We start from the raw sequence: 24,208 nt of genomic DNA on the forward strand, positions 1-24,208 counted from the left end.
GCCGGTGATGACAAGCGAGCAAGCTTTGTCCAGAAGCCAGCCAGCCGACAAAACGCAAGGTGCTGAAGCCCGCGAACGGAACGCAAGCGTATGGCGCAGCCTGGACGAATGGCTGGGCACCAAGAGCTTCAAGGCGCTGCTCGAAGCAGAGTTCCCTTCGATCGCGCCGGCAGCCGACGGCATCAATCGCCGTTCGCTTTTGCAGGCCATGGGCGCGTCGCTGGCGCTTGCCGGTCTGACTGGATGCAGTTCCACAGCCGATGAAACCGCGCTGCCTTACGTGGAAATGCCGGAAGGCGAAACGCAGGGCATCGCGCGCTTTTATGCGACGGCCGTTTCGCTGGCCGGCTATGCGCAGCCCGTTTTCGGCAAGACCTATTCCGGCCGGCCGGTGAAGCTGGAAGGCAATGCGAGCCACCCGGCAAGCCGAGGGGCAATCGACGCTTTCACGCAGGCGGCACTTCTTGGCCTTTATGATCCCAGTCGCAGCCAGGCTCCGCGCTTGGTTGGAGAGGTCTCGTCTTGGTCCGCCTGGGAGCGCGCAACCGTTGAACGAGCCTCTATGCTCGACCGCACCGGCGGCGAAGGTTTCCGGCTGCTCACGGGCCGCTTGACCTCGCCGACCCTGCAGCGGCAGATCAGCGAAATGATGGCGCGCTGGCCGCAAGCACGCTGGCACAGCCATGAGCCGGTCGATGACCGTGCCCTGCACGCCGCCACACGGCTTGTGTTCGGACGTCCGCTCGACAGGCATCTGCGGTTGGATCGAGCGGAGGTCATCGTTTCCTTCGATGACGATCTGCTGGGGCCGGGGCCGCGTCAGGTCCGCCAAGCGAAAGGCTGGTCGGACCGGCGTATGGCGGCGCAGCGCGGCGAGGGCGCAAGCCTTCTCTTTGTGGCGGAGCCCACGCCGAGCCTGACCGGCATTGCGGCTGGTGATCGCTTGATTGCAGCGCCGGCGCGCTTTTCGGTGCTTGTCGCCAACCTGGCGAATGCGCTGGGTGTCGAAGCAGGCTCCGTGTCCGATCTTTCGGAACAGGAACGGCGCTGGGTCCAGACTGCGGCTGAGCGGCTGCAGGCGTATCGCGGCCGCGCTTTGGTGAGTGTCGGCACGCATCTCTCGCCCGAGATGCAGGCGCTGGCGCTGCTCATCAACGAGCGGCTCGGCAATCTCGGCCAGACGCTTGCCTTCACGACTCCGATCGCGGCCTTTCCGCCGGACGGCGACCGCTCGTTGGAGGCGCTGGTGGAGGATATGCGCGGTGGGCGCGTGTCGACGCTGGCAATCCTCGGCACTGATCCCGTGGCAACCGCACCGAGCGATCTGTCCTTTGCCGAAGCGCTCGACCGGGTCGAGCTGCGCATCCATGCCGGCCTGCATGTCGACGCCACGGCCAATCGCTGCCATTGGCACGCGCCCTTGCAGCATGAGTTGGAAAGCTGGACCGATCTGCGCGCCGTGGATGGCACGGTGTCGATCGTCCAGCCGCTGGTGAAGCCGTTCTGGTCGGTGCGCTCGATCCACACCGTGCTGGAAAATCTCGGCGGCCGGCTCAACGGCGTCGGCGATCAGGACGTCGTGCGCAAGACCTGGCTGCCGGACTGGGGCATCGCCTTCGACGCAAACTGGAGATCGGCGCTGCTGGAGGGCTTTGTCGCCGGCAGTGCGCCGCGCCCGGAGGTGCCGCCGGTCGTCAATCGCGCGGTTAATCTTGGTGTTGCGCAGGGGCAAGGCGGGGGCTTGACCCTCTTGATCCAGCCCGATCCCACGATCTTCGACGGCCGTTTCTCGAAAAATGCCTGGCTGCAGGAACTGCCGAAACCGATCACCAAGATCTGCTGGGGCAATGCCGTGCTGGTCAGTCCGGCGCTTGCGGCTGAGCGGCAATGGACGAATGGCGACGGGGTGCGGGTGTCGGCGGGCGATGCGAGTGTCGAGGGCGCGATCTGGATCGTGCCGGGTCAGGCGCGCGACACGGTTGTTGTTCACCTCGGCTATGGCAAGCAGAGTGGGCTGGCCGGCAAGCTGGGCTTCGACGCTTACCAACTGCGCCGCGTGGATGCGCTTTGTCAGATAGCCGGTGTGACGCTGGAGGCCACCGGTGAGAAGCAGACGATTGTCACCACCCAGCCGCAGCACGCGATGGATGGCTTCGACTTCGTGCGCAAGGTGCAGCGCGCGGAGCTGGCTGCGCTGGAGCCCCTGAAGACGAAGCAGCCGAGCTTTTATCCTGCCGCGGAAGCTTCGTCGCCGTCTTGGGGCATGTCGATCGATCTCGACCTTTGCATCGGCTGCAATGCCTGCGTGACCGCGTGCCAGTCCGAAAACAACATTCCGGTTGTCGGCAAGGATCTTGTTGCGCAAGGCCGGGAAATGCACTGGCTGCGGGTCGATCATTATTACGAGGGTGATCCGGACGATCCCGACATGGCTTTCCAGCCGGTGCCCTGCATGCATTGCGAACAAGCGCCCTGCGAAATGGGCTGCCCGGTGAATGCCGCCGTGCATAGCTATGACGGCCTCAATCTTCAGGTCTACAATCGCTGCATCGGCACGCGCACCTGCTCGTCTTATTGCCCTTACAAGGTGCGGCGCTTCAACTGGTTCGACTTCACGCAAGGTGATGCGGAATCGGTGAAGGCGATGCGCAATCCCGAAGTGACGGTGCGCCAGCGCGGTGTGATGGAAAAATGCACCTATTGCATCCAGCGCATCGAAGGCGCGCGCATTCAGGCCAAGAAGGAAGGTCGCGAAATCGCCGAGGGCGAGGTCGTCACCGCCTGCCAGGCGGCGTGTCCGACCACCGCGATCACCTTCGGTAATGTCATGGATAACCAGTCCGCAGTGTCGCGGCGCAAGGCTGAGGCGCGCGATTATGCGCTTCTGGAAGAGGTGAACACACGGCCACGCACGACCTATCTGGCGCGCATCCTGGATGACGAGGCGCAGCGCATATGAGCGAGGCGGTCGATCATCCCGGCAGCCAGCGACGCGCGGAGGGTTCGCGTGTCACCCGCCAGATCATGCGCATTCCCACGCGCTATCCCGGCAAATGGGTGTGGGACCTGTGCTTCCTCATCTGCCTGTGCTTCCTCGTCTTGTTCCTGGTTTCCGTCGTCATTCTGTTTCGCAACGGCGTCGGTGTTTGGGGCAACACGATCCCGGTGAACTGGGGATTGGCGATCTCCAACTACATCTTCTTTGTCGGCATCGGCCATGCCGGAACGCTGATTTCGGCCATGCTGCTTTTGCTCAACGAGCATTGGCGCAATGCGCTGAACCGCTTTGCCGAAGCGATGACGCTGGTGGCCGTGATCTGCGCGGGCCTGTACCCGATCCTGCATCTCGGCCGCTTCTGGCGCTTCTACTGGATGGCGCCCTATCCGAATACGATGGATCTGTGGCCGCAATTCAAGAGCCCCCTGACCTGGGACTTCTTTGCCGTCCTGACCTATCTCATCGTGTCCTTCTTGTTCTGGTATATCGGCCTCGTGCCGGACCTCGCCACGATGCGCGACCGCGCCAAGAAACGGGGCGGGCAGGTGTTTTACGGCGTTCTGGCGCTGGGATGGCGCGGCTCGGCGCGGCATTGGGCACGATGGAACCAGAGCTACCGGATCACGGCCGCGATCGCCGTGCCGCTGGTGGTGTCCGTCCATTCGGAAATCTCGCTCCTGTTTGCGGCCGGCCCGATTCCCGGCTGGACCTCCACCGTTTTCCCTCCGTATTTCGTGCTGGGTGCGGCTTTCTCCGGTTTCGCCGTCGTGTCGATGATCGCGGTGGTGCTGCGCTTTGCCTTCCGGCTGGAGGAGATCGTCACCGACCGTCATCTCGATCTTCTTGGCCAGCTCCTGCTTGCCTGCGGAATGATGACGGCATTCGGCTATGTCGCGGAAATCTTCGACGCGCTTTACGCCGGCGAGAAACAGGATCTGCAAACCCTGTTCGATCGCTTCACAGGCGAGAATGCCTGGAGCTATTGGGGCGCTGTGATCCTCAACTTCCTGCCCTTGCAGCTTTTGTGGTGGAAGCGGATGCGGATCTTTCCGGTGACGCTTTTCCTGATCGGCCTATCGGTGACGGTCGGCATGTGGCTGGAGCGGTATATGCTGCTCGTGACCACGCTGTATCGCGATTATCTCGTGTCTTCCTACGGCTCCTATGCGCCAAGTTTCTGGGAATGGTCGCTGTTTATTGGCATGATCGGCGGCGTTTTCCTCCTGCCTTTCCTTCTGTTCATCCGCTTTTTCCCGGCCATTTCGGCGTTCGAGATCAAGGAATCGCAGTTCGAGGATCAAGGGGAGCGCCAGGGTGATTGAGCCGGGCGCCCATATCGAGACCTTCGGCGTTTTGGCCGAGTTCGCGTCCGGCGAGGACCTGATCGAAGCTGCCAAGACGGCGCGGAAGGAAGGCTATCGCAGTCTCGACGCTTATACGCCCTTTCCCATGCTCGGTTTGACCGAAGCGCTGGAGCTCAACGACAATCGCGTTCCCTGGCTGACGCTGGGCGGCGGCATCGTCGGCGCGGCCGCGGGCTATCTCATGCAGGTTTATACCAATCACGCTTATCCAATTCCGGTCGGCAACCGGCCGCTGGTGGCGCCGCAGGCTTTCATGCTGATTACCTTCGAAATGATGGTTCTGGGCGCGGTGCTGGCGGGTATTCTGGGCATGCTTTTGCTGAACCGCCTGCCGCGTTTGCATCATCCGGTGTTCGAGGCCGAGCGCTTCGGTTTTCATGCCGAGGACCGATTTTTCCTGGTCGTGTTCGGCAATGATGCGCGTTTCCATGAGGAGGAAACGAGCGGCTTTATGAAGACACTTGGAGCGACCAAGGTCGAGACGCTGCGCAATACGGAGGAGCCGGAATGAGCTGGCCGCTTCTTCTTTGCTTGACGCTTGCCCTGCTCGCCGGCTGCAACGAAATGGGCAGCCAGCCGCGCTATGACAATGCGGAGCCGAGCGCGCTGTTTGCCGATGGCAAGGTACTGCAGGCGCCGCCCGAAGGCACGGTGGCGCAGGATCAGCCGCAGCGCGACCGAGCGCTGAGCAATCGTCCTGCAATGAGTGCTGCGCTTCTGAAGCGGGGGCAGGAGCGCTATGCAATCAACTGCGTGCCCTGCCATGATGCGGCGGGCGATGGTCACGGCACCGTTCCAGCACGCGGCTTTCCGCAGCCGCCGAGCTTTCATGAGCAGCGTCTGGTGGAGGCGCCGAGCCGCTATTTCGTTGATGTCATCACCCACGGCCATGGCGTGATGTATTCCTATGCCGACCGCGTCGAGCCGGCGGATCGCTGGGCGATTGCCGCCTATATCCGCGCCTTGCAAACGAGCCGGAACGCTTCGGCCGCGCAGCTGAGCACTATCGATCGCGAAGCCTTGGGGGGCGATCGTGGCGGCTAGCATCACGGCATTCCCCGTTACAACCCGCAGCCGCCTTGGCCTGTTGACCGGGCTGATCTGCCTGGCCGTAGCCTTGGTGAGCATGGTCTTGCAGCCGGAAGCTGCGCTGCAGGGCTGGCTCACCGGCTTCTGCTTCTTGTCCGACATCGCCTTCGGTGGCCTTATTCTCGCTTCCATGATGCGGCTGATCCCGGGCCTGTGGGATGACGAGCTGGAGCGCTTTTCGGATGCTGTCGCAGCTCTTCTGCCGTTCGCGGCACTCGCCTTTTTGCCCATTTTGATCGGTGCTGCGTGGCTGTATGACTGGCAGGCATCCGCCGACAAAGGCGTATTCCGCGAACTCTGGATGACGCTGCCGTTCTGGACGGTCCGCGCAATTCTGTTCCTGCTTTTCGCGTCTGTGTCAGCGCTTCTTATGGTGCGGCGTCAGACGGATAAACCGGCTTTGCCGATCACGGCGCTGGTTATTTACACCGCGGGTTTCATGGTGATCGCGGTCGACTGGTATTTGTTTCTTGATCCGGAAGCGCATTTTTCCGGCTTTTCGCTGACCCGCATGTCCGTGCAATTCCTTGGGGCGCTGTGTGTGTCGATCATGATGGCCGTCAGCTCGGCGGCCAAACTGAAGCGGCCGGAGATCCTCGGCAGCCTGCTCATGGCCGCGCTGCTGGCCTGGGCCTATTTCGCCTTTATGCAGTATTTCATCACCTGGTCTGACAATCTGCCCTTCGGTGTGCGCTGGTATGGGGAGCGTGGCGCGGGCCTGTGGGGCCTTCTGGAAGTCGCATTCACCGCCCTGCGGCTGGCGCCGCTTCTGTTGCTCTTGGCCACGCCGATCCGGCAAAGCCGCCGCTGGCTGTTCTGGCTGTCGGCAGCCGTTCTATTCGGCAATGCGTTGGAAACGCTGTGGCTGATCGCGCCGGCCGGCGGACATGGCACCGCCGTTCTGCCCTGGGCGCTGCTGTCGCTGTTCGGCCTGACCCTGCTTGCCGCTCCGCGTCTCGCAAGCCGCGCCGCCAGGGCGAAGGAAGTCGCGCGATGAGCACGGCCAAGGCGGAAATGCAGAACCGGGCGCAAGACGGATCGAAGGCACAAACGCCGGTGCCGGCAGCGCAGCCCGACCAGATCCCCGCGCGGGGCGTTCTCGCCACGATGTTCGGCCTGCTTGCCGGCATCGGCGTTTCCGCGCTGCTGGTGATGGGCCTATTGTTCTATTTCGCCGGCAACCGCACGCAGCCGGACGTACCGCCTTTGGTGGCGGCGCAGCCCAAGCCGGCTGGACCGCAACTGGAAATATCGGCCTTGGGTGAGCGTCCCGCGCTTGATGCGCGTGCGGCAGCCGAACTCACGCGCTATCGCTGGCTCGATGTGGAGCATGAACGCGCGCAGGTGCCGATCAGCCGTGCCATGGAGATGGTCGCGGATCAGGGCTGGCCTGATGGCGAGGAGGGCGGCCGATGAAAATGCTGGCTCTCCTTCTGCTCCTGATCGCCGCATCGCCGGCATGGGCCTATGACCCCTTCGCCGAAACCGGCATCGACAACCGCTCCGGCACGCAGATCCCTGATGATGCGCCCTTCGTGGATCAGGCGGGCCGCACCGTGACGCTTGCCGAGCTCGGTGCGGGTAAGCCCCTGATACTCATTCCGGTTCTGCATGATTGCCCGAACATCTGCGGCGTGACGCTGGAAGGCGTGGCGCAGGCGATCAAGGCACAGGGCTTTCGCCCCGGACGCGACTTTACTTTGGTGGCCTTCGGCATCGACCCGCGCGAAAACCGGCAAGCGGCGGCGCGCTCGCTGGCGGAATGGAGCAAGGCCTTTCCCGAACTGGCTGCAACCGGCGGCGTTTACGGCCTTACCGGAAGCGAAGCGGACATCCATGCCGTCACCGAGGCACTGGGTTATCGCTACAGCTTCAACCCGGACGTCAATCAATACGCCCATCTCGCCGCCACCGCCGTTTTGACGGCTGACGGCAAGCTGTCGCGCTGGCTTTACGGACTGGCGCCAAGTCCGACTGATCTGCGGCTGGCGCTCACCGAAGCGGGCCAAGGCAAGATCGGCGACTGGACCGACGCGGTTCGGTTGCTTTGCTATCATTATGACCCTGTAACCGGCCGTTATGGCACCCTGATCTGGTCCATGCTGCGGATCGGCGGCAGCGGCATGGTCGTGGCCCTGGCCGGCTTTATCGGCATCGCCGTGCTGCGCGAGCGCCGGCGGCAGACGGATGGTGGCCAGTGAGCGACTTCATCCAGATCTGGCCGGGGCAGGCGTCGGATTATGCTCATTCCGTGGACCTTCTGATCCTTGCCTTAACAGGGCTGATCATCGCGCTTTCGGCGCCGGTCTTCATCCTGATCGTGTACTTCGCGGTGAAATACCGGCGCGGCCACAAGGCCGACCGTCAGCACCCGATGAACCGCAATGTCTGGCTGGAAACGTCCTGGGCGCTGATCCCGTTCTTCCTGATCCTCGTTTTCTATGTCTGGTCTACCGGCCTTTACTTCGATCTGCATCAGCCGCCCGCCAATGCGATGGAAGTGCAGGTGGTCGCCAAGCGCTGGATGTGGAAGTTCCAGCATCCCGGCGGGCAGGGCGAGATCAACGAATTGCATGTGCCGGTCGGGGAGCCAATCAGGCTGAACATGATTTCGCAGGACGTGATCCATTCACTGTTCCTGCCGGCCCTGCGCATCAAGCAGGACGTGCTGCCCGAGCGCTATACGAGCCTTTGGTTTTCGGCCGACAAGCCCGGAACCTATCGTCTTGCGTGCGCGGAATTCTGCGGCACCGACCATTCGCTGATGGGCGGCAGCCTGGTTGTGCAGACGCAGGCGGACTACGCCGCATGGCTCGAGCAGTTCGCCACCGACAACACGCTGGCCGCGCAGGGCGCGGGGTTGTTTCGCACGCTGGGCTGTTCCGGCTGTCATGAAAGCGGCTCGACCCGGCGCGCTCCATCGATTCATGGTTTGTACGGGCGGCCTGTCGCCTTGTCGGATGGGTCCACGGTGGTGGCCGATGCGCAATATATCCGCGACTCCATCCTGCTGCCGAACGCGCAGGTGACAGCCGGCTATCCGCCGATCATGCCGACCTTCAAGGATGTCGTGGACGAGGAAGGGCTGGTGCGGCTCGTCGCCTATATCCAGTCGCTGGGAAGCGCATCGCCCGTTCTGCCGCAGGGGGTCGCCGCCGGTACACTGGCGCCGCAAAATCTCGCACCAGAGGGCACCGCGCCATGAGCGAAACAGTCACGGGACGCGGTGGTTCGGAAGAAGCGTCGCGCGAGGAAACCGTCAACGAAACGCAGTCGGAGCGCGTGTCCTATCTGCGCGCCGGCCACACGCTGCGCTCCTGGTTCTTCACCACCGACCACAAGCGCATCGCGCTTTTGTACCTGATCTCCGTCACCTTCTTTTTCTTTATCGGCGGCATGGCGGCGGGGCTGATGCGCACCGACCTCCTGACCCCGCAAGGCGACGTGCTGAGCAATGAGGGCTATAACCGCGCCTTTACGCTGCACGGCGTGATCATGGTGTGGTTCTTCCTGATCCCGTCGATCCCGAACGTGTTCGGCAATTTCCTGATCCCGCTGATGATCGGCGCGCGCGATCTCGCTTTTCCACGCCTCAACCTCTTAAGCTGGTACATCTACTGGATCGGCGGGCTGTTCACGCTCTGGGTGCTGCTGGCCGGCGGCGTCGATACAGGCTGGACCTTTTACACGCCGCTGTCGTCCATGTTCGCCAACGGCAATGTCGTGATGGCCGCCGCAGCCGTTTTCGTGGTCGGGTTTTCCTCCATCCTGACCGGGCTCAACTTCATCGTGACGATCCACACGCTGCGCGCGCCGGGCATGACCTGGGGGCGCTTGCCGCTGTTCGTATGGTCGCATTACGCGACCTCCGTGATCCTGGTTCTGGCGACACCCGTGCTGACGGTGACGCTGGCGCTGATCGTGGCCGAGCGCCTGTTCGGGCTCGGCATCTTCGACCCCGCGCTGGGCGGCGATCCGCTGCTGTATCAGCACCTGTTCTGGTTCTACAGCCATCCGGCCGTTTACATCATGGTGCTGCCGGCGATGGCGGTGGTCAGCGAACTGGTCGCGGCGGCAGCGCGCAAGCCGGTGTTCGGTTACTGGTTTATCGTGTTTTCGTCGCTCGGCATCGCGGCTGTCGGCTTTCTCGTTTGGGCCCACCACATGTTCGTGTCGGGTATGTCGATGTATGTCGGCGCGGTGTTTTCCTTCTTGAGCCTCGTTGTTGCCGTGCCTTCCGGCATCAAGGTCTACAATTGGACCGCGACGCTCTGGAAAGGCCACATCTCGCTCGATCCGCCCTTCCTGTTCGCGATGGGTTTCATCGGCCTGTTCGTGGTGGGCGGTTTGACCGGCCTGATCCTGGCGATGCTGGCCCTCGACGTGCATGTCCACGACACCTATTTCGTGGTCGCGCATTTCCATTACATCATGGTGGGCGGCACGGTTTCGGCGTTCTTCGGAGCGCTGCATTTCTGGTGGCCGAAGATGACGGGCCGCATGTTCTCGATCGGCTGGGGCCGCTTGACGGCGTTGTTCATCTTCTTCGGCTTTAACATGACCTTCTTCCCGCAGTTCATCCTCGGCTATCTCGGCATGCCGCGCCGCTACCATGTGTATGACCCGCAGTTTCAGGTCCTGCATGTGTTGTCCTCGGCCGGTTCGACGATCCTCGGCTTCGCCTATCTGTTTCCCTTCGCCTACCTCCTCTATGCCCTGCGCTACGGCAAGCCTTCCGGCGACAATCCATGGGAAGCGACGGGACTGGAATGGACCGTGCCTTCGCCGCCGCCCAAGCACAATTTCGATGAGATCCCGGTCGTGACGCGCGAGCCCTACGACTATGAGGTCGAGAAGGAGGGCGGGGCATGACGCGCTCAGGCTTGGTCGAGGAGCCGTTTTCCGATCCGGAGCAGCAGCGCCGCGCCGCACTGTTCGGCATGACGATCTTCCTCGCCACCGAAATCTTGCTGTTCGGCGGTATCTTCGCGGCGTTGATCTTTTATCAGGCGGCGCATCGGGAGATCTTTGTCGAGACCTCGCGCGAACTCCACATCTGGATCGCGACCGGTAATACGGTGGTGCTGCTGACCTCTTCGCTGTTCGCCGCGCTGGCGGTTGCCGCCGCAAAGGCCGGCAACGGGAAGGCGACAGGCTGGCTGCTCGGGGTCACCGCCGCGCTGGGCCTTGCCTTTCTCGGCCTCAAGGGATGGGAATATGCGCTGGAATACGGCGAAGGCCTTTTGCCGCTGGCCGGTGGCGATGCGAAGCTCGGCGAACCGGGCAAGCGCCTGTTCATGGACCTGTATCTAATGGCGACCGGGCTTCATGCCGTTCACGTGACGATCGGCGTCTGCCTTCTGCTGTTTATCGCAGCGCGGATCGCCACCCGCGCGACGCGAATGCCCGAACAGGCAACCACGATCGAGGTTTCAACGCTGTACTGGCACCTGATCGACGTGATCTGGGTGTTTCTGTTTCCAGCATTGTATCTGGTGCGCTGAGATGAGAAGCGAACTGCGCCCGCTTGCTCTGGTTTACCTCGGCCTGCTCGCGCTTCTGGCGCTGACCGTCGCGGGCAGTTTCCTGCCGCTCGGCCATGCCAGCCCGGCGGTGAGCTTCGGCATCGCCATGGCCAAGGCGCTGCTGATCGTCTGGTTCTTCATGGGCTTCCGCCGCGAAGGCTGGGCCGTGCGGCTCGCAGTTCTGGCAGGGCTCGTCTGGCTGACGATCCTCTTGTCGCTGACCCTGCTCGATCTTCTGACCCGCAACTGGCTGATGCCGCATTTCGGCACCTGATGCCCGCGGCCCGTCAATCTTCTGGCGGACTGGGCATCGCTCACCGCGGTAGGTGGAGTGGCGAAGCAAAGGATTGGAAAGATCCGTCCCCTGTGTGGGCGACGGATCTTTCTGGCTGCGCGTTGGATCAGGTACGCGTTGATCCGGTTGTCCCGGTGGTGCCGACACCGGATGTGGTGGAACCCGTTGTAGAACTACCGGTTGTGCCGGCTCGACCGGAGGTGTCAGTCGATCCGTAGCCCTGTTGCTGTGAGCTCACACGCAAGTTGTTCTGCACATGCTTCACGCCGGATACACGCTCCACCAGATCCTCGGCGTGACGCTTGGCAAAACGCTCCTGCACGGTGCCGCCCAACGTGACCTCGCCGTCCTTGACCGTCACATCGATGTCGGATGCATCGAGGTGCTGATCGTCTGACAGGCGGTCATTGACGTCCTCACGAATGCGGTCGTCCGAACGCGTGTAGTTCTTGGGACCACGCCCGCGATGACGCGCATCCATTTCGCGGCGTCGTTCTGCGTCTTCGTCGCCGAACCAGGAAGACACTTCATCACCGGCGCGCTCGAAGAAGCCGCGCTCTTCGTTCCGGCCATACCGGTTGTTTTCGTATCCACGGCCGCTTCCGTAGCGCTCGCCGGTTCCAGACTGATTTCTGTAGTCAGCTCGGTTGGAGCCGCGATTGTCGTAGCCGTAGTTCGAGCCTTCGTTTCGGCCGAAAGCAGACCCAGACGATCCGTAGTCGCCATATCCGCCGCCGAAATTGCGCGAGCGTTCGCTTCCGTAATTGCCGGAAGATCCGCCTCGTGCATAATCATCGTCGCGGTAGCTGCCGCGGTTGCCGTAGCTGCTTGAATAATCACGCCCGGCTGCGCGGTCGTCCTGCATGCGGCGTCGTTCCGCATCATCGTCGCCGAACCAGGAGCGAACTTCGTCTCCCGCTCGATCCGACCAATCGCGATCTCGGTCACCGCCGCGATAGGAGCTGCGGCCGGTATCACCGCGTCCGTAGTCACTGCCGCCACGACCGTAGCGGCCGCGATCATCCCAATCCCTAGCCATGATGTTTCCTCCATATCATGTCTTTTGGTGGGTCGGTCAGAAGGAACCGACCTGCTTTGCTAACCTGTGCGCCGCCCGATTGTTCCGGACAAACGCTGTGCGTTGTTCCGGTTCTGCATCTGAAGAAAGACGCGACGGCAGCGTTAATGGCCGATCACGCAAGCTGGTTGGCTTTATGTAAGAAGGGTCTCCAGCCGTATGGGAAGGTCACGGATGCGTTTGCCGGTGGCGTGGTACACTGCGCTGGCGATGGCGGCGGCCGTGCCGACATTTCCCAATTCGCCTAGGCCTTTTACCCCGGCAGGATTCACGTCCATGTCGACTTCCGGCACGAGGATCACCTGCAGGTCGCGAATGTCGGCGTTCACCGGCACCAGATAATCCTGCAAATCGCGATTGACGTAGCGAGCGGCGCGGGGGTCGATCTCGGTCACCTCATGCAGCGCTGAACTGATGCCCCAGATCATGCCGCCCATAAGCTGACTGCGGGCTGTGCGCGTGTTCATGATGCGCCCGGCGGCAAAGGCGCCGACGATGCGTGGCACGCGCACTTCCCTCGTGCGCGTGTTGATGCGCACTTCCACGAACTCGGCACCAAAGGCGTATTTCACCTTCTCGCCCTTCTCACCGCCCTTCATCTCAGATTGCCCGCCATAAAGCTTGGACACAGCTTCCGGTGTCGCTCCATCCGGCGCGAACTCGGCATAGTCCTCGATCACGCCGGTCTTCATGGCGACAAAGGCTTCTTTCATGGGCATCGAGCGCCCGTCGCTTGACGTAATGGCACCGTCCTTCATGTCGAGAGTGGCCGGCTCGGCTCCCTTCAACGGACCATCTGCCGACACCACCGCGCTGAACAGCTTGCCGCGGATGGAGGCGCATCCTTTGATCACTGCGGAACAAACGCTGGCCGTGGAAACGGATCCGCCGGAAACAGGTGCAGGCGGCAGGCTGGAGTCGCCCATTTCCACCTCGATCTTGTCCATGGGGATGCCCAGCCGCTCGGACGCCATCTGAGCCGCGATCGTACGCACGCCTGTGCCGATTTCATGGGAGCCACACTGAAGGCGAAGACCGCCATCCGCGTTGAGCCGCAACCGCACCGTACACGGCGCGACATTGGTAGGATAGATAGCGGTGGCGCAGCCCATGCCGATCAGCCAATCGCCGTCGCGCATCGACCCGACCGCGGCATTGCGCTCCTTCCAGCCGAAGGCTTCGGCAGCCTGGTCATAGCACGTCATCAGCGAACGGCTGGAAAACGGCTTCTTGCCGATGGGCTCGACCTGCGTATCGTTCACGCGCCGGAACTCGACAGGGTCCATGTTGAGCGCGACCGCCATCTCGTCCATGGCATTTTCCAGCGCATAGACGTAGGGCGTTTCCGGCGGCGACCGCATATAGCCGGGCGTGTTGCGATCAGCTTTCACGATCGACACCTTGGTCAGCACCGAGCCGTAATCATACATGCGACCGGTAGTGGAGGTGCCGCCGACCACGTAAGGGTCCGGCCGTGAAGTGACCTCCCAGCCTTCATGGGCAAAAGCGGTGATGCGACCATCGCGGTCCGCGCCCATGCGGATGTGGTGGCGGGTTTCAGCGCGGTAGGTCTGCGTCATGCAGGACTGTTCGCGGCTGACCACGCAGCGCACCGGCCGGCCCACCTTTTTCGCAGCCCAGGCTACGATGGCGGTTCGCGACGTCATCGGCCCTTTGGAGCCGAAGGCGCCGCCGATATAGCGGCTGACAATCCGGACTTTTTCCGGCTCCATGCGCAGTTGATGTGCAAGTTCCACCTTCCAACCGGTCACGTTCTGGCTGGGTTCATGAACGGTCAGCCCGTCGCCGTCCCAGACTGCGGTCGTCGAAAACAGCTCGATCGGGTTGTGGTGCTGCGTGGGCGTGGAGTAGCGCTGGTCGATGGTTACGGGTGCTGCCGCGAAGGCTGCTTCGAAATCGCCGGCGGCCACATCTTCCTCGAACTGCTCGCTCGCTTCCTTGGCAGCGACCGTTTCAGTCCCTTGTGCGTCGAAGGTGGCGCTGGGCTGTTCGGCGGCATAATCAACGCGGATTGCCTGCGCGGCTTCCTGCGACGCCTCGAAGGTCTCGGCGATCACCAGCGCAAGCGGCTGGCCATCATGGAGAATATCCGTCGTGTCGAGCGGCGCGATGGAGGACGCGGCCGCGTTGCCGAACTTCGGATGTTCAAGCTGACCGGCCATTTCGCGATGCGTGAACACCGCAAGCACGCCTGGCACAGCTTTGGCAGGCTCGATGTCGATGGCGTTGATCTTGCCGCGCGCGATCGAACTGACGGCGAATGTGCCGTAAGCGAGGTTGGCGATCGGCGCATCGGCAGGGTAGGGCGCTTGGCCCGTGACCTTGAGGCGCGCATCGATGCGCGGGAACGGTTCGCCCATGTTTTCATTGGGCCGAGGGGCGGCATCGCTCATGGTCAGACCTTCATGTCCTGAGTTTCCAGCAGCGCACGCACCAGCGTTTGCTTGCCGAGCGGTATCTTGTAGGCGTTGTGCTTGCGCCCACTGGCTTCGGCGAAAGCGGTGTCTGCGGCTTCCTTCGCAGCAGCCTCGTCGAGCTTTCGACCGGTGAGCATCTCTTCGGCCGATTTCGCTCGCCAAGGTACGGTCGCAACGCCGCCGAGCGCGATGCGCGCGCCGCGCACGGTATCGCCATCCATGTCCAGCGCGACGGCAGCGGATGCCAGTGCGAAGGCATAAGATTCACGGTCGCGTACCTTGAGATAGCGTGACCGCCTCCACGGGCCGGCGGGCACATGAATTGCCACGATGATGTCGCTGGGCGATAGTGCGGTTTCGATCTGCGGCGTATCCTGCGGCCGCTTGTGCAGATCGGCAAACGGCATACGGTGGCTGCCTTTGGCACTGGCAATTTCCACTTCCGCATCGAGCGCAATCAGCGCCTGGGCGAAATCACCGTGATAGGTCGCGATGCAGGCCTCGCTTCCGCCGAGCACGGCATGCTGTCGGTTGACGCCGTCGAGCGCCGAACAGCCCGCGCCGGGTTCGCGCTTGTTGCACGGCCAAGAAACTTCGCGGAAATACTCACAGCGGGTGCGCTGGAGAAGATTGCCGCCGAGGCTCGCCATGTTGCGTATCTGGCCACTCGCGGCGAGCCGCAAACTGTCGCAGATCACCGGAAACATTCGGACGACGTCCTCGTGCTCCTGGGCATCGGCCATCCGCACCAGGGCGCCCAGGTGAAGCCCGGCATCGTCCACACGGATCGCCGTCATCGCCGGTTCAGACAGCTTGTTCAGGTCGATCAGCCGCTCCGGCCGATTGACGTTCAGCTTCATGTAATCCGACATGTTGGTACCGCCGGCAATGAATTGGGCGGCTGCCTGCGTCGGCGGCTGGTTATCGGGGCTCGTGCCGGCTGCCTTGATCGCTGCCTGGAGATCGGACGGACGTTCATAAGAAAACGCGCGCATCTCAGCCCTCCTTCATGTCGTCGCGGGCCTGACGAATGGCTGCGACGATGTTGGGATAGGCGGCGCAGCGGCAAAGATTACCGCTCATATATTCGCGGATGTCATCGTCGTTTTCCGCGTGGCCTTCTTGAACACAGCCCACCGCCGACATGATCTGGCCGGGCGTGCAATAACCGCATTGAAACGCATCATGATCGACAAAGGCTTGCTGCATGGGATGCAAGGCGCCGTCGGTCGATGCCAGGCCTTCGATCGTCGTGATCTCGGCGCCCTCCTGCATGACGGCAAAGCTCATGCAGGATAGAACGCGACGTCCATCCACGAGCACGCTGCAGGCGCCACATTGACCGTGGTCGCAGCCCTTCTTGGTGCCGGTCAGCCCAGCATGGTCACGCAGCGCATCAAGCAGAGACGTGCGCGCATCAAGCCCCAACTGATAGGGCTTGCCGTTGATGTTGAAGGAAACCGCGACTTTGGCATGAGGATCTTTCGCCGCAGCCCCAGGCGCCGCCTGTTCCGCGGCATGGGCGACAAAAGGTGTTGCGACTGCAAGTGTTGCGCTTCCGCTCAAAAAACCGCGTCGACTGACACCGTTCGGCGGGCTGGCAGGGTTGGATGACATCTCGACCTCGCTGGCTGACCGTCAACCCAACCGTGGATCCTCCGAACTGTTCCGAGGTTTTCTGTTCCTACATTCGAATGTTTTTGTCTTGCCGGATGCAGGCACTTCCACCTGCTTCTTTGTGCCTTCAATACAGGATCTGAAAAGTCTCCCGCATGCTATTTGCGCACTGATACTTTGGGTAACATTGTTGAGCGAACCTTTCAGAGTGCACCGCTTGCATTAACTGCCGAACACATGCGTTTGCTCAAGGTAGCGGTTCGTACGATGTTTTCGAAAGATCGGCCTGTGTCGGATGGGCAGCAGATCTCGCCCGGAAGGGCTTACAGTCTCATCACGTTTACCCTCGTGACTGAAAGACTGTAGCTCTGCTGCCTCGACGACCTCGTCGTCCGCAGCACCTGCGAGGTCAAATCTCGTCGCTTTGTCATTGTCTGTCATCGTGACGAGCTTGGTTTGATCCGCTAGAGAAGCTGGCGCCCTTGCTTCCGAGGGAGCCGGCGCGAAGTCGTTACCCGGTGCATCCGCATGCTTCATTCAGATGTTGTTCTAGAAAAGTCCGCTCGCATTCGCGCGCTTCGCCAAAGCGGTCTTCTTGACCGAACCGCGCAAGAGCAGTTTGGTCATTTGACCGACCACGTCCGTGACGTCTTGGACGTTCCCGTCGCCATTGTGACATTGGTCGATGAGGACAGGCAGGTCTTCGCCGGACATAGTGGATTGCCCTCTCCCTGGGCCGAACGGGGCGAGACCCCGATGACCCATTCGTTCTGCCAGCACGTTGTTGACCGAGCGGCGCCGCTTGTCGTGCCCGATGCTCGTCTCGACCATCTGCTGAAGCACAATCAAGCCATTGGTGATATTGGCGTCATTGCCTATCTTGGCGTGCCGCTGACCCTGCCAGACGGAGAGGTGGTCGGTGCACTGGCAGCCATCGACAGCGAAGCCCGTGCCTGGTCCGACGCAGACATGCGCCGCCTGCGCTCGATCGCACGTACGGTCGAGAAGGAAATGGAAGTTCGTATCTCCGAGAGCCGGTGGCGGACGCTCTTTGCCAGTTTGCAGGAAGGATTCGTACTCGGTCGAGTCGTCCGGGATGCTGCGGGACAGATCATCGACTGGCGCTACGAGGAGGTCAACGCCGCTTGGTATGATCTCGTCAGCGTGCCGGCGGGAACTGCGGTCGGGCGTACCATCCGCGAAGTCTTTCCCGGTATTGAGGATGAATGGGTCAACGAGTTTGCCGATGTCGTAGAAACTGGCAAGGCGGTCCGTTTTACTCGGCAGGTCGGCATTCTTGATCGGTGGTACGATGGTGTGGCGCAGCCAATCGGCTCCGACCGCTTCACGGTGATCTTTCTGGAAGTTACTAACCGTATTGCACATGAGCGGCGGCAAGCCGCGCTTCTGCAACTCGGTGACAAGCTCAGGGACGTCCGCAACGTGCCTGACATCACGCTTGCAGCAGCCCAATGCGTGGCTTCTGGGCTTGCCGTCGACCGTGTCGGCTTTGGCCCGGTCGATGAACTATCTGAGACTATTGACGTACCTGTAGACTGGTGCGCGCCGGGCATCACAAGCGTGGCTGGCAAGCACGACTTCCGCTCGTTCGGTTCATACATCGCCAACCTGAAACGCGGCGAAACGGTCGAGATCGAGGATGTCCGAACCGATCCGAGAACGCGCGACAACCTGACTTCTTTCGCGGCGATCGAAACGCGTTCGTTGTTGAACCTTCCTATCATGGAAGGCGGGCGTCTCGTTCTGATCGTGTTTGCGCACGCCCGTATGCCGCACAGCTGGACAATGGATGAACTGCAGTTCGTGCGGCAAATCGGCGACCGAGCTCATGCGGCCATTGCTCGCATTCGGGCCGAAGAGACCCAGCGGGTTCTCAATGGGGAGCTGTCGCACCGCTTGAAGAACTCGTTTGCGATGGTTCAGGCAATCGCGACCCAGACGCTCAAGTCTGTTTCAGAGCGCGATGCTGTTGATGCCCTTAATCTGCGTTTGCGCGCCTTGTCGCACGCCCACGACGTGTTGATGCAGCAAAGCTGGTCATCAGCTCGCTTGCAGGATGTTGCAAATGCCGTCCTTCAGGTGTTCGAGGCGGGTAATCGTTTCGTTCTGTCGGGACGCAACATCGAGATCGGGCCCAGAGCAACACTTTCTCTGTCGCTGCTGCTGCATGAACTTGGCACCAACGCGGTCAAGTACGGATCCCTGTCGGTGCCGCATGGCCGGGTGGAGATCGAATGGGAGATCTACCCTCGGGAAGGAGAAGATGAGTTTCACCTTGTTTGGCGTGAGCGCGATGGCCCCGCGCCGTCTCAACCAAGCGGGCGCGGTTTTGGCTCGCGCATCATTCGTATGGGCTTGATTGGAACAGGCGGCGTCGAGCTCAGTTACGAACCAGAGGGCTTCCAGGCTGCGATGAGTGCATCGCTGTCGCAGATGCAGCAGGCGTGACCCGAGTGGCGAGCAGTTTCAGACCAAGGCCGGTGGACAATAAGCCGATCGTTCTCGTCATCGAGGACGAGCCGGTTCTCCGCATCGATATCGTCGACATGCTCGAGGACGACGGTTTCGGGGTGGTTGAGGCCACCAGCGTCGAGAACGCGATCGCGATCCTAGAAACGCGCTTGGACATCCGCATCGTTTACATGGACCTCGACATGCCAAGAGGCGTCGACGGTGTGAAGATCGCGGCAGCCATAAGAGACCGATGGCCGCCTATCGAGATCGTTCTAACGGCTTCGAGAGTCGATGGCGCACGCATCCAACTGCCCGTTCGCGCCAAGTTCTTCGCCAAGCCCATCGACCCGATACAGGTGATATCGGCTGTACGAACCTTTGCAGAAAATCCCTGAGACACTAAGCTCGGCTCTTAACAAAGGTATCTGTTGGTCCTGATCATCGAGCTTAAATCGTTGCTGGTAAGGCCTGCGGCCAGTGCGGGACCAAAACGGGTTTTGACTACACGCAAGAAATGATCGCGCCGGTCTCGGAGAAGCCGGCGCGGTTTGGTGTCAGAACTGCTTGGCAACTGACAGCTTGAAGTGCCTGCCTGGCTCCGAGAAGTAGGAGTCGGTCGCGCTCGTCACGGTTGTCGATCGAACGTTGATTGCATCGTAATAAGTCCGGTCAAACAGGTTGTAGACACCGCCACGGATGGTCAGGCCATCCACCTGTTCAGGCTTCCACCATGCGCTGACATCCACGATCCCATAGCCGGGCGCCTTGAAGGTCGCATCTGATTGGTCAGACACGCCTTGGACGCCGATGAAGGTCAGGTCGGTGCCCCAATATTCGGTAGCATAACCGACGCTGGCAACGGCTTTGATCGGCGGAACGGATCCGAGATAGGCGCCAGTCTCGTCGTTTTCTCCGCGGGCGAAGGCGATCGAACCTGCGACATTGAAGCCGTTGTTGAAGCGCTTATGCGCTGCAAACTCGAAGCCCGAAATCTGAACCCTGTCCAGGTTGTCAAATTGCGTTATCCCGAACGGGTAGTTCCTTGGGTCCTGCACGGCCGCTGTGGTTGCCTCGATAAAGTTCTTATAGCGGTTGTGGAAGATGCTGGCGCGGAACCCAAGATCATCGTCGCCGAAACGTGCGCCGAGTTCAAACCCGTGGCTGGTTTCGGATTCGAGATCGGAATTGCCTTGCCGCAGATAGGTGCCGGGGCCTCCGAAGCTGCTGTAAAGTTCGCCTGCCGTCGGCGCGCGGAAGCCCATCGCCCACTGCCCATAGACTTCAAGCGTGTCCGACGGACGATAGGCAATGCGGAGTTTCGGCGAAAACGCGCTGTCAGTGAAGGAAGAAGGCAGCTCCGGATTGGAGGCGTTCTCTCCAAAGGCATCGGTCATCTTCGGACTGCGATCCACCCAGTCGAAGCGACCGCCCGGCGTGATATAGAAGTTGCTCTCTCCTAGGCCGATTTCATCATCGACAAACAGGCCGAACCTCTTGCCATCAACCTTCGGCTCGTCGGCCTGGTTCGTATGCAGGTTGGCGCATGCCGGCACGTAGCGGATCAAACAGTTGTCGTAACCTCCGGTATACTGCTCCGAGGTCGACGCGGCCACGTCCAGTCCCATGGTGACACGATGGTTGAGCGTGCCGGTATCAAACAGCTTTTCGCCCGACCCGATGAACCCGTAAGTGGTCTCATCATAGGTGTTCCAGCGTGCGGCCGGTCCGATCACAGATGTTGTTCTGTATCCGTCATAGCCCGTGCCCCGCATCTGATCGATCCAGTAGAGCGATGCGGTCGCGGAATTCAGGAAACCGCCGCCATCATAGGAATAATCAAGCGAGACACGATCGCGCGCGCCTTCGTTACGTCCCGTGTAATCGCCGGGGCGGTAGTTGCCCGTAAGCGATTGCATGCGTTTGTCATCAGTATCGCGATCGCGGCGAAACCGCTCGGCCGTCACGCCGATCCGATGTCCGCCTTCGAGATCGTGCCTCAGCTTGAACAAAAGATTATGCTGATCGTAGTCGGACGGGTTGGGCTTGGTGCGGAGCGGACCGTAAACGTCTAAGCTGCCCTTGGTATCCAGCTCATGGCCCTTGGCATAGGAGCCTTGGAACAAGGCGCTGGTGCTTCCCTGGCGAAGCGCGAATGCGCCGCTCGGACGGATGCTGTCGTCCGATCCATCATACAAGATCCCGGTATAGGCACCCCAGTTACGTCCGTTGCGGAAAAGGTCCTCAGGTTCCAGTGTGCGAAGACCCAGCACGCCGCCAAGCGCACCGCTGCCGCCTCGGCTGGAATCCGTTCCACGCACAATGTCGACGCCGGCCAATGACGAAAAATCGAACAGATCGACGCCGCCGGAAGACCCGCGCGTGGTGTCGTTGAGATAAGGAACCGGTATCCCGTCGATCGTGGTGAGCACACGCGGCCCCTCAAGACCGCGGATGTTAACGGCACCGGTGTTACGATTGAAGTTGACCCCCGGCTCAAGGCTGCGGCCCAGATCCTCGATGCGGGTGATCTGCTTCTGCTCAATTTCCTGGCGTGAGGCGGTACTGGCCTGAGGCGTATCGGCGACACCGCCTGGCGTCGAAGCGGCTCGCCCGCTGACGACGACCGTACCCAACTGAGTGGTGCTACCTTCCGCGCCATCTGCAATGATTGGAGACTGGGCAGAAGCCTCGAGACTGGCAAGAGAAACGAGAAATGTGCAGGCGAGAAGAGAGCGACGAGGAAGGGAACGCATAGGAGATCTCTCAGATAGCGCGACAAAACACTGGCTTCCGAGACGCGAGACCTCAGTGGCTACCTGGACATGCGAGGGTAGAAGGCGGCTCTATCCGACCCTTCGACAATTCGGCTCTTAGAGAACTTGATAAAAGTTATCAAGTTTGGATGGGCCCTGAAAAGCGGTTCGACCAGGGCATCTTTGAAGCCAGTCGTCAGCGTGTGTCGGTTACGCAACACAACTCTTAGACGGTGAGATTGGCTCAGCGCCTAACCCTCAAGCTCTACCATACGTGTATCCAAACGCACGATACGGTTTGAGTGGCAGTGGAAACGTTTTGGCTATAAAAGACAGGGTTGATGCCGCCTGTTTGCTCTTCTCTCCAAGTTGCCTGAGAGCTGATGTTGAGCTTACTTGAAATAGGGCCGCAGCAATGAGGCGTGCTATAATAATTTGAGCCTTATGGGCTTCGAGATCTATCGTCACTAGTTCAACTTAGACAAGGCTTTCTGGTCTAACCATCAACTAGTGCAAGCTTCCAGTTCACGAGCCGGAAGAGTTAGGGCACATCAACAATGGACCCGAGCTTTGTGTTCTGGTCGATGACCTTGCGAGCTCTTGCTTCCTGATCCGCTCATGCCGACGTCGGCTTAAGTCCGCAGTCCCGGCGCTTCCTGGCCTGTGCGCTCGACATATTCGGTATAGCCGCCGCCATAGAGATGCGGGCCTTCCGGTGTCAGCTCCAGCACGCGATTAGATAGCGCGGCCAGAAAATGACGGTCGTGGCTGACGAAGAGCATGGCGCCTTCGAAGCGCGACAGGGCTTCAACCAGCATCTGCTTGGTGGCGATGTCGAGATGGTTGGTGGGCTCGTCGAGCACGAGGAAGTTCGGCGGATCGAACAGCATTTTGGCCATGACCAGCCGCGCCTTTTCGCCGCCTGACAGCACGCGGCACTTCTTCTCGATCTCGTCGCCGGAAAATCCGAAGCAGCCTGCCAGCGCGCGCAAAGCAGCCTGACCTGCCTGCGGAAAACTGTCTTCCAGCGACTGCAGCACTGTGCGTTCGGCTTCGAGCAGTTCCATGGCATGCTGGGCGAAATAGCCCATCTTGACGCTTGGGCCGCGCGTGACCGTGCCGCTATCCGGCTCCGACGCACCGGCGATCAGCTTGAGCAGCGTCGACTTGCCCGCACCATTGATGCCCATGACGCACCAGCGTTCGCGCCGGCGCACCTGGAAGTCGAGACCGTCATAGATGGTGCGCTCGCCATAGCGCTTGTGCACGCCCTTGACCGTCGCAACGTCCTCGCCCTAGCGGGGCGCCGGCTGGAACTCAAAGCGCACCGTCTGCTGGCGCTTGGGCGGCTCGACGCGCTCGATCTTGTCGAGCTTCTTGACCCGGCTCTGCACCTGCGCGGCATGGCTGGCGCGCGCCTTGAAGCGCTCGATGAAGGCAACCTCCTTTGCCAGCATCGCCTGCTGTCGCTCGAACTGCGCCTGCTGCTGCACCTCCGCGATGGCGCGTTGCTGGCGATAAAACTCGTAGTCGCCGGAATAGGACGTCAGCGCGCCGCCATCGATCTCGATGATCTTGTTGACGATCCGGTTCATGAATTCACGGTCGTGCGACGTCATCAGAACGGCGCCGTCGAAACCCTTGAGGAAGGTTTCGAGCCAGATTAGGCTTTCAATATCGAGATGGTTTGACGGTTCGTCGAGGAGCATGATGTCGGGGCGCATCAGCAGGATCTTCGCCAACGCCACACGCATCTTCCAGCCGCCCGACAGCTTGCCGACATCGCCATCCATCATCGACTGGCTGAAGCCGAGGCCGTCAAGCACTTCGCGGGCGCGCCCGTCCAGCGCATAGCCGTCGAGTTCGTCGTAGCGGCCCTGCACTTCGCCGTAGCGGGTGATGATCTCGTCCATCTCGTCGGCGCGGTCTGGATCGGCCATGGCCGCTTCCAGTTCTGCCATTTCGGCTGCCAGCGCGCTGACCGGTCCAACGCCGTCGATCACTTCGACCACTGCGCTGCGCCCCGCCATGTCGCCCACATCCTGGCTGAAATAGCCGATGGTCACGCCACGATCGATGGAGACCTGACCCTCATCCGGCAGTTCCTCACCGGTGATCATGCGAAACAGCGTCGTCTTGCCTGCACCGTTTGGGCCAACAAGACCGATCTTCTCTCCGCGCTGGAGTGCCGCCGACGCCTCAATGAAGACGATCTGCTTGCCGTTTTGCTTGCCGATGCTTTCGAGGCGGATCATGCGGGAATTCCAGGTCGACGGGAGGAGGGAGCCGCCTCAGATCATCCAACACGCTGCCGCGCAAGAGGTCGCGCATAACATGTTCAGTTTTAACAATGCTCGTTCTTGCGAACATACCGCGCGAACCGCCGACGAACCAAGCTGGCCGGCTTTAACCATCTGGTTCAGAAATTCCGACTTGATGATTACGGAAACATGCGTCTAGTATCCGCTGTGAAAGAGCCGAGAATTCGAGAAAAGAGGCTGTTTCTGGGGAAAGTCGGTGTCAAAATCTGTGCAGTCTGCTGAGAAATTAGGCCCGAACCAATTTACCTGCTGGTT

Annotated in this window: 18 protein-coding genes and 1 pseudogene; 13 read left to right on the forward strand and 6 right to left on the reverse strand. The window is 61.2% G+C overall.

From position 1 onward, the window contains the following. Positions 1–7: 7 nt before the first annotated feature. The 11 genes from IE166_RS00170 to IE166_RS00220 are packed head-to-tail and all read left to right on the forward strand — an operon-like array spanning position 8 to position 11,250. On the forward strand, positions 8–2,959 hold the full coding sequence (locus tag IE166_RS00170; RefSeq protein WP_189500734.1) for a TAT-variant-translocated molybdopterin oxidoreductase: 2,952 nt from the start codon (positions 8–10) through the stop codon (positions 2,957–2,959). Further along, positions 2,956–4,320: an NrfD/PsrC family molybdoenzyme membrane anchor subunit gene (nrfD, locus tag IE166_RS00175; protein ID WP_189500736.1), complete on the forward strand. Its 1,365-nt coding sequence runs from the start codon at positions 2,956–2,958 to the stop codon at positions 4,318–4,320. Before IE166_RS00170 ends, nrfD begins: the two co-directional genes overlap by 4 nt. Next, a complete protein-coding gene (locus IE166_RS00180; RefSeq protein ID WP_189500738.1) occupies positions 4,313–4,873 on the forward strand; it encodes a DUF3341 domain-containing protein in 561 nt (186 codons plus the stop codon). The genes nrfD and IE166_RS00180 overlap by 8 nt, the downstream gene beginning before the upstream one ends. Then, positions 4,870–5,406 carry a c-type cytochrome gene (locus tag IE166_RS00185; protein WP_189500740.1) on the forward strand — a complete coding sequence of 179 codons (537 nt, stop codon included), beginning with the start codon at positions 4,870–4,872 and terminating at the stop codon, positions 5,404–5,406. The genes IE166_RS00180 and IE166_RS00185 overlap by 4 nt, the downstream gene beginning before the upstream one ends. After that, positions 5,396–6,448, forward strand: a complete 1,053-nt coding sequence (locus tag IE166_RS00190; RefSeq protein WP_189500742.1) for a hypothetical protein — start codon at positions 5,396–5,398, stop codon at positions 6,446–6,448. Before IE166_RS00185 ends, IE166_RS00190 begins: the two co-directional genes overlap by 11 nt. After that, entirely contained in the window at positions 6,445–6,867 is a 423-nt protein-coding gene (locus IE166_RS00195) for a hypothetical protein (RefSeq protein ID WP_189500744.1), read from the forward strand. The genes IE166_RS00190 and IE166_RS00195 overlap by 4 nt, the downstream gene beginning before the upstream one ends. Continuing rightward, positions 6,864–7,652: an SCO family protein gene (locus IE166_RS00200; RefSeq protein WP_189500746.1), complete on the forward strand. Its 789-nt coding sequence runs from the start codon at positions 6,864–6,866 to the stop codon at positions 7,650–7,652. The genes IE166_RS00195 and IE166_RS00200 overlap by 4 nt, the downstream gene beginning before the upstream one ends. Continuing rightward, entirely contained in the window at positions 7,649–8,656 is a 1,008-nt protein-coding gene (gene coxB / locus IE166_RS00205) for a cytochrome c oxidase subunit II (RefSeq protein ID WP_189500749.1), read from the forward strand. Before IE166_RS00200 ends, coxB begins: the two co-directional genes overlap by 4 nt. Beyond that, the gene (locus tag IE166_RS00210; RefSeq protein WP_189500750.1) at positions 8,653–10,323 is read left to right on the forward strand and encodes a cytochrome c oxidase subunit I; all 1,671 of its coding nucleotides are present in this window, start codon (positions 8,653–8,655) and stop codon (positions 10,321–10,323) included. Before coxB ends, IE166_RS00210 begins: the two co-directional genes overlap by 4 nt. Continuing rightward, positions 10,320–10,955: a cytochrome c oxidase subunit 3 gene (locus IE166_RS00215; protein WP_189500752.1), complete on the forward strand. Its 636-nt coding sequence runs from the start codon at positions 10,320–10,322 to the stop codon at positions 10,953–10,955. Before IE166_RS00210 ends, IE166_RS00215 begins: the two co-directional genes overlap by 4 nt. 1 nt (position 10,956) lies before the next feature. Further along, the gene (locus IE166_RS00220) at positions 10,957–11,250 is read left to right on the forward strand and encodes a cytochrome C oxidase subunit IV family protein (RefSeq protein WP_189500755.1); all 294 of its coding nucleotides are present in this window, start codon (positions 10,957–10,959) and stop codon (positions 11,248–11,250) included. 127 nt (positions 11,251–11,377) lie between these two features. On the opposite strand, the gene IE166_RS00225 is transcribed toward IE166_RS00220, so the two are convergent. The 4 genes from IE166_RS00225 to IE166_RS00240 all read right to left on the reverse strand — a co-directional run bounded on the left by IE166_RS00225 (position 11,378) and on the right by IE166_RS00240 (position 16,353). After that, a complete protein-coding gene (locus tag IE166_RS00225) occupies positions 11,378–12,310 on the reverse strand; it encodes an SWFGD domain-containing protein (RefSeq protein ID WP_189500757.1) in 933 nt (310 codons plus the stop codon). 173 nt (positions 12,311–12,483) lie between these two features. Further along, positions 12,484–14,763 carry a xanthine dehydrogenase family protein molybdopterin-binding subunit gene (locus IE166_RS00230; RefSeq protein ID WP_189500759.1) on the reverse strand — a complete coding sequence of 760 codons (2,280 nt, stop codon included), beginning with the start codon at positions 14,761–14,763 and terminating at the stop codon, positions 12,484–12,486. Between the two features lie 2 nt (positions 14,764–14,765). After that, on the reverse strand, positions 14,766–15,782 hold the full coding sequence (locus IE166_RS00235) for an FAD binding domain-containing protein (RefSeq protein WP_189500761.1): 1,017 nt from the start codon (positions 15,780–15,782) through the stop codon (positions 14,766–14,768). A gap of 1 nt (position 15,783) precedes the next feature. Beyond that, the gene (locus IE166_RS00240; RefSeq protein ID WP_385964008.1) at positions 15,784–16,353 is read right to left on the reverse strand and encodes a (2Fe-2S)-binding protein; all 570 of its coding nucleotides are present in this window, start codon (positions 16,351–16,353) and stop codon (positions 15,784–15,786) included. Between the two features lie 579 nt (positions 16,354–16,932). On the opposite strand from IE166_RS00240, the gene IE166_RS00245 reads away from it, so the two are divergent. Beyond that, entirely contained in the window at positions 16,933–18,873 is a 1,941-nt protein-coding gene (locus tag IE166_RS00245; RefSeq protein WP_189500765.1) for a GAF domain-containing protein, read from the forward strand. A 32-nt stretch (positions 18,874–18,905) separates the two neighbouring features. Next, the gene (locus IE166_RS00250) at positions 18,906–19,274 is read left to right on the forward strand and encodes a response regulator (protein ID WP_189500767.1); all 369 of its coding nucleotides are present in this window, start codon (positions 18,906–18,908) and stop codon (positions 19,272–19,274) included. A gap of 159 nt (positions 19,275–19,433) precedes the next feature. Here the strand turns inward: IE166_RS00250 and IE166_RS00255 are convergent, their stop codons facing one another. Beyond that, entirely contained in the window at positions 19,434–21,512 is a 2,079-nt protein-coding gene (locus IE166_RS00255; RefSeq protein ID WP_308430505.1) for a TonB-dependent hemoglobin/transferrin/lactoferrin family receptor, read from the reverse strand. Between the two features lie 752 nt (positions 21,513–22,264). After that, positions 22,265–23,887: pseudogene (locus tag IE166_RS00260) on the reverse strand (ABC-F family ATP-binding cassette domain-containing protein). Between the last annotated feature and the right edge of the window lie 321 nt (positions 23,888–24,208).

Source organism: Tianweitania populi, assembly GCF_014652875.1.
Classification (GTDB): Bacteria; Pseudomonadota; Alphaproteobacteria; order Rhizobiales; family Rhizobiaceae; genus Tianweitania; species Tianweitania populi.

Excerpts from the sequence above, each read along its gene's own strand:
- IE166_RS00170 (WP_189500734.1), top strand. The coding sequence starts at position 8 with ATGACAAGCGAGCAAGCTTTGTCCAGAAGCCAGCCAGCCGACAAAACG.
- nrfD (WP_189500736.1), top strand. The coding sequence starts at position 2,956 with ATGAGCGAGGCGGTCGATCATCCCGGCAGCCAGCGACGCGCGGAGGGT.
- IE166_RS00185 (WP_189500740.1), top strand. The coding sequence starts at position 4,870 with ATGAGCTGGCCGCTTCTTCTTTGCTTGACGCTTGCCCTGCTCGCCGGC.
- IE166_RS00195 (WP_189500744.1), top strand. The coding sequence starts at position 6,445 with ATGAGCACGGCCAAGGCGGAAATGCAGAACCGGGCGCAAGACGGATCG.
- IE166_RS00200 (WP_189500746.1), top strand. The coding sequence starts at position 6,864 with ATGAAAATGCTGGCTCTCCTTCTGCTCCTGATCGCCGCATCGCCGGCA.
- IE166_RS00210 (WP_189500750.1), top strand. The coding sequence starts at position 8,653 with ATGAGCGAAACAGTCACGGGACGCGGTGGTTCGGAAGAAGCGTCGCGC.
- IE166_RS00215 (WP_189500752.1), top strand. The coding sequence starts at position 10,320 with ATGACGCGCTCAGGCTTGGTCGAGGAGCCGTTTTCCGATCCGGAGCAG.
- IE166_RS00220 (WP_189500755.1), top strand. The coding sequence starts at position 10,957 with ATGAGAAGCGAACTGCGCCCGCTTGCTCTGGTTTACCTCGGCCTGCTC.
- IE166_RS00225 (WP_189500757.1), bottom strand. The coding sequence starts at position 12,310 with ATGGCTAGGGATTGGGATGATCGCGGCCGCTACGGTCGTGGCGGCAGT.
- IE166_RS00230 (WP_189500759.1), bottom strand. The coding sequence starts at position 14,763 with ATGAGCGATGCCGCCCCTCGGCCCAATGAAAACATGGGCGAACCGTTC.
- IE166_RS00235 (WP_189500761.1), bottom strand. The coding sequence starts at position 15,782 with ATGCGCGCGTTTTCTTATGAACGTCCGTCCGATCTCCAGGCAGCGATC.
- IE166_RS00245 (WP_189500765.1), top strand. The coding sequence starts at position 16,933 with ATGCTTCATTCAGATGTTGTTCTAGAAAAGTCCGCTCGCATTCGCGCG.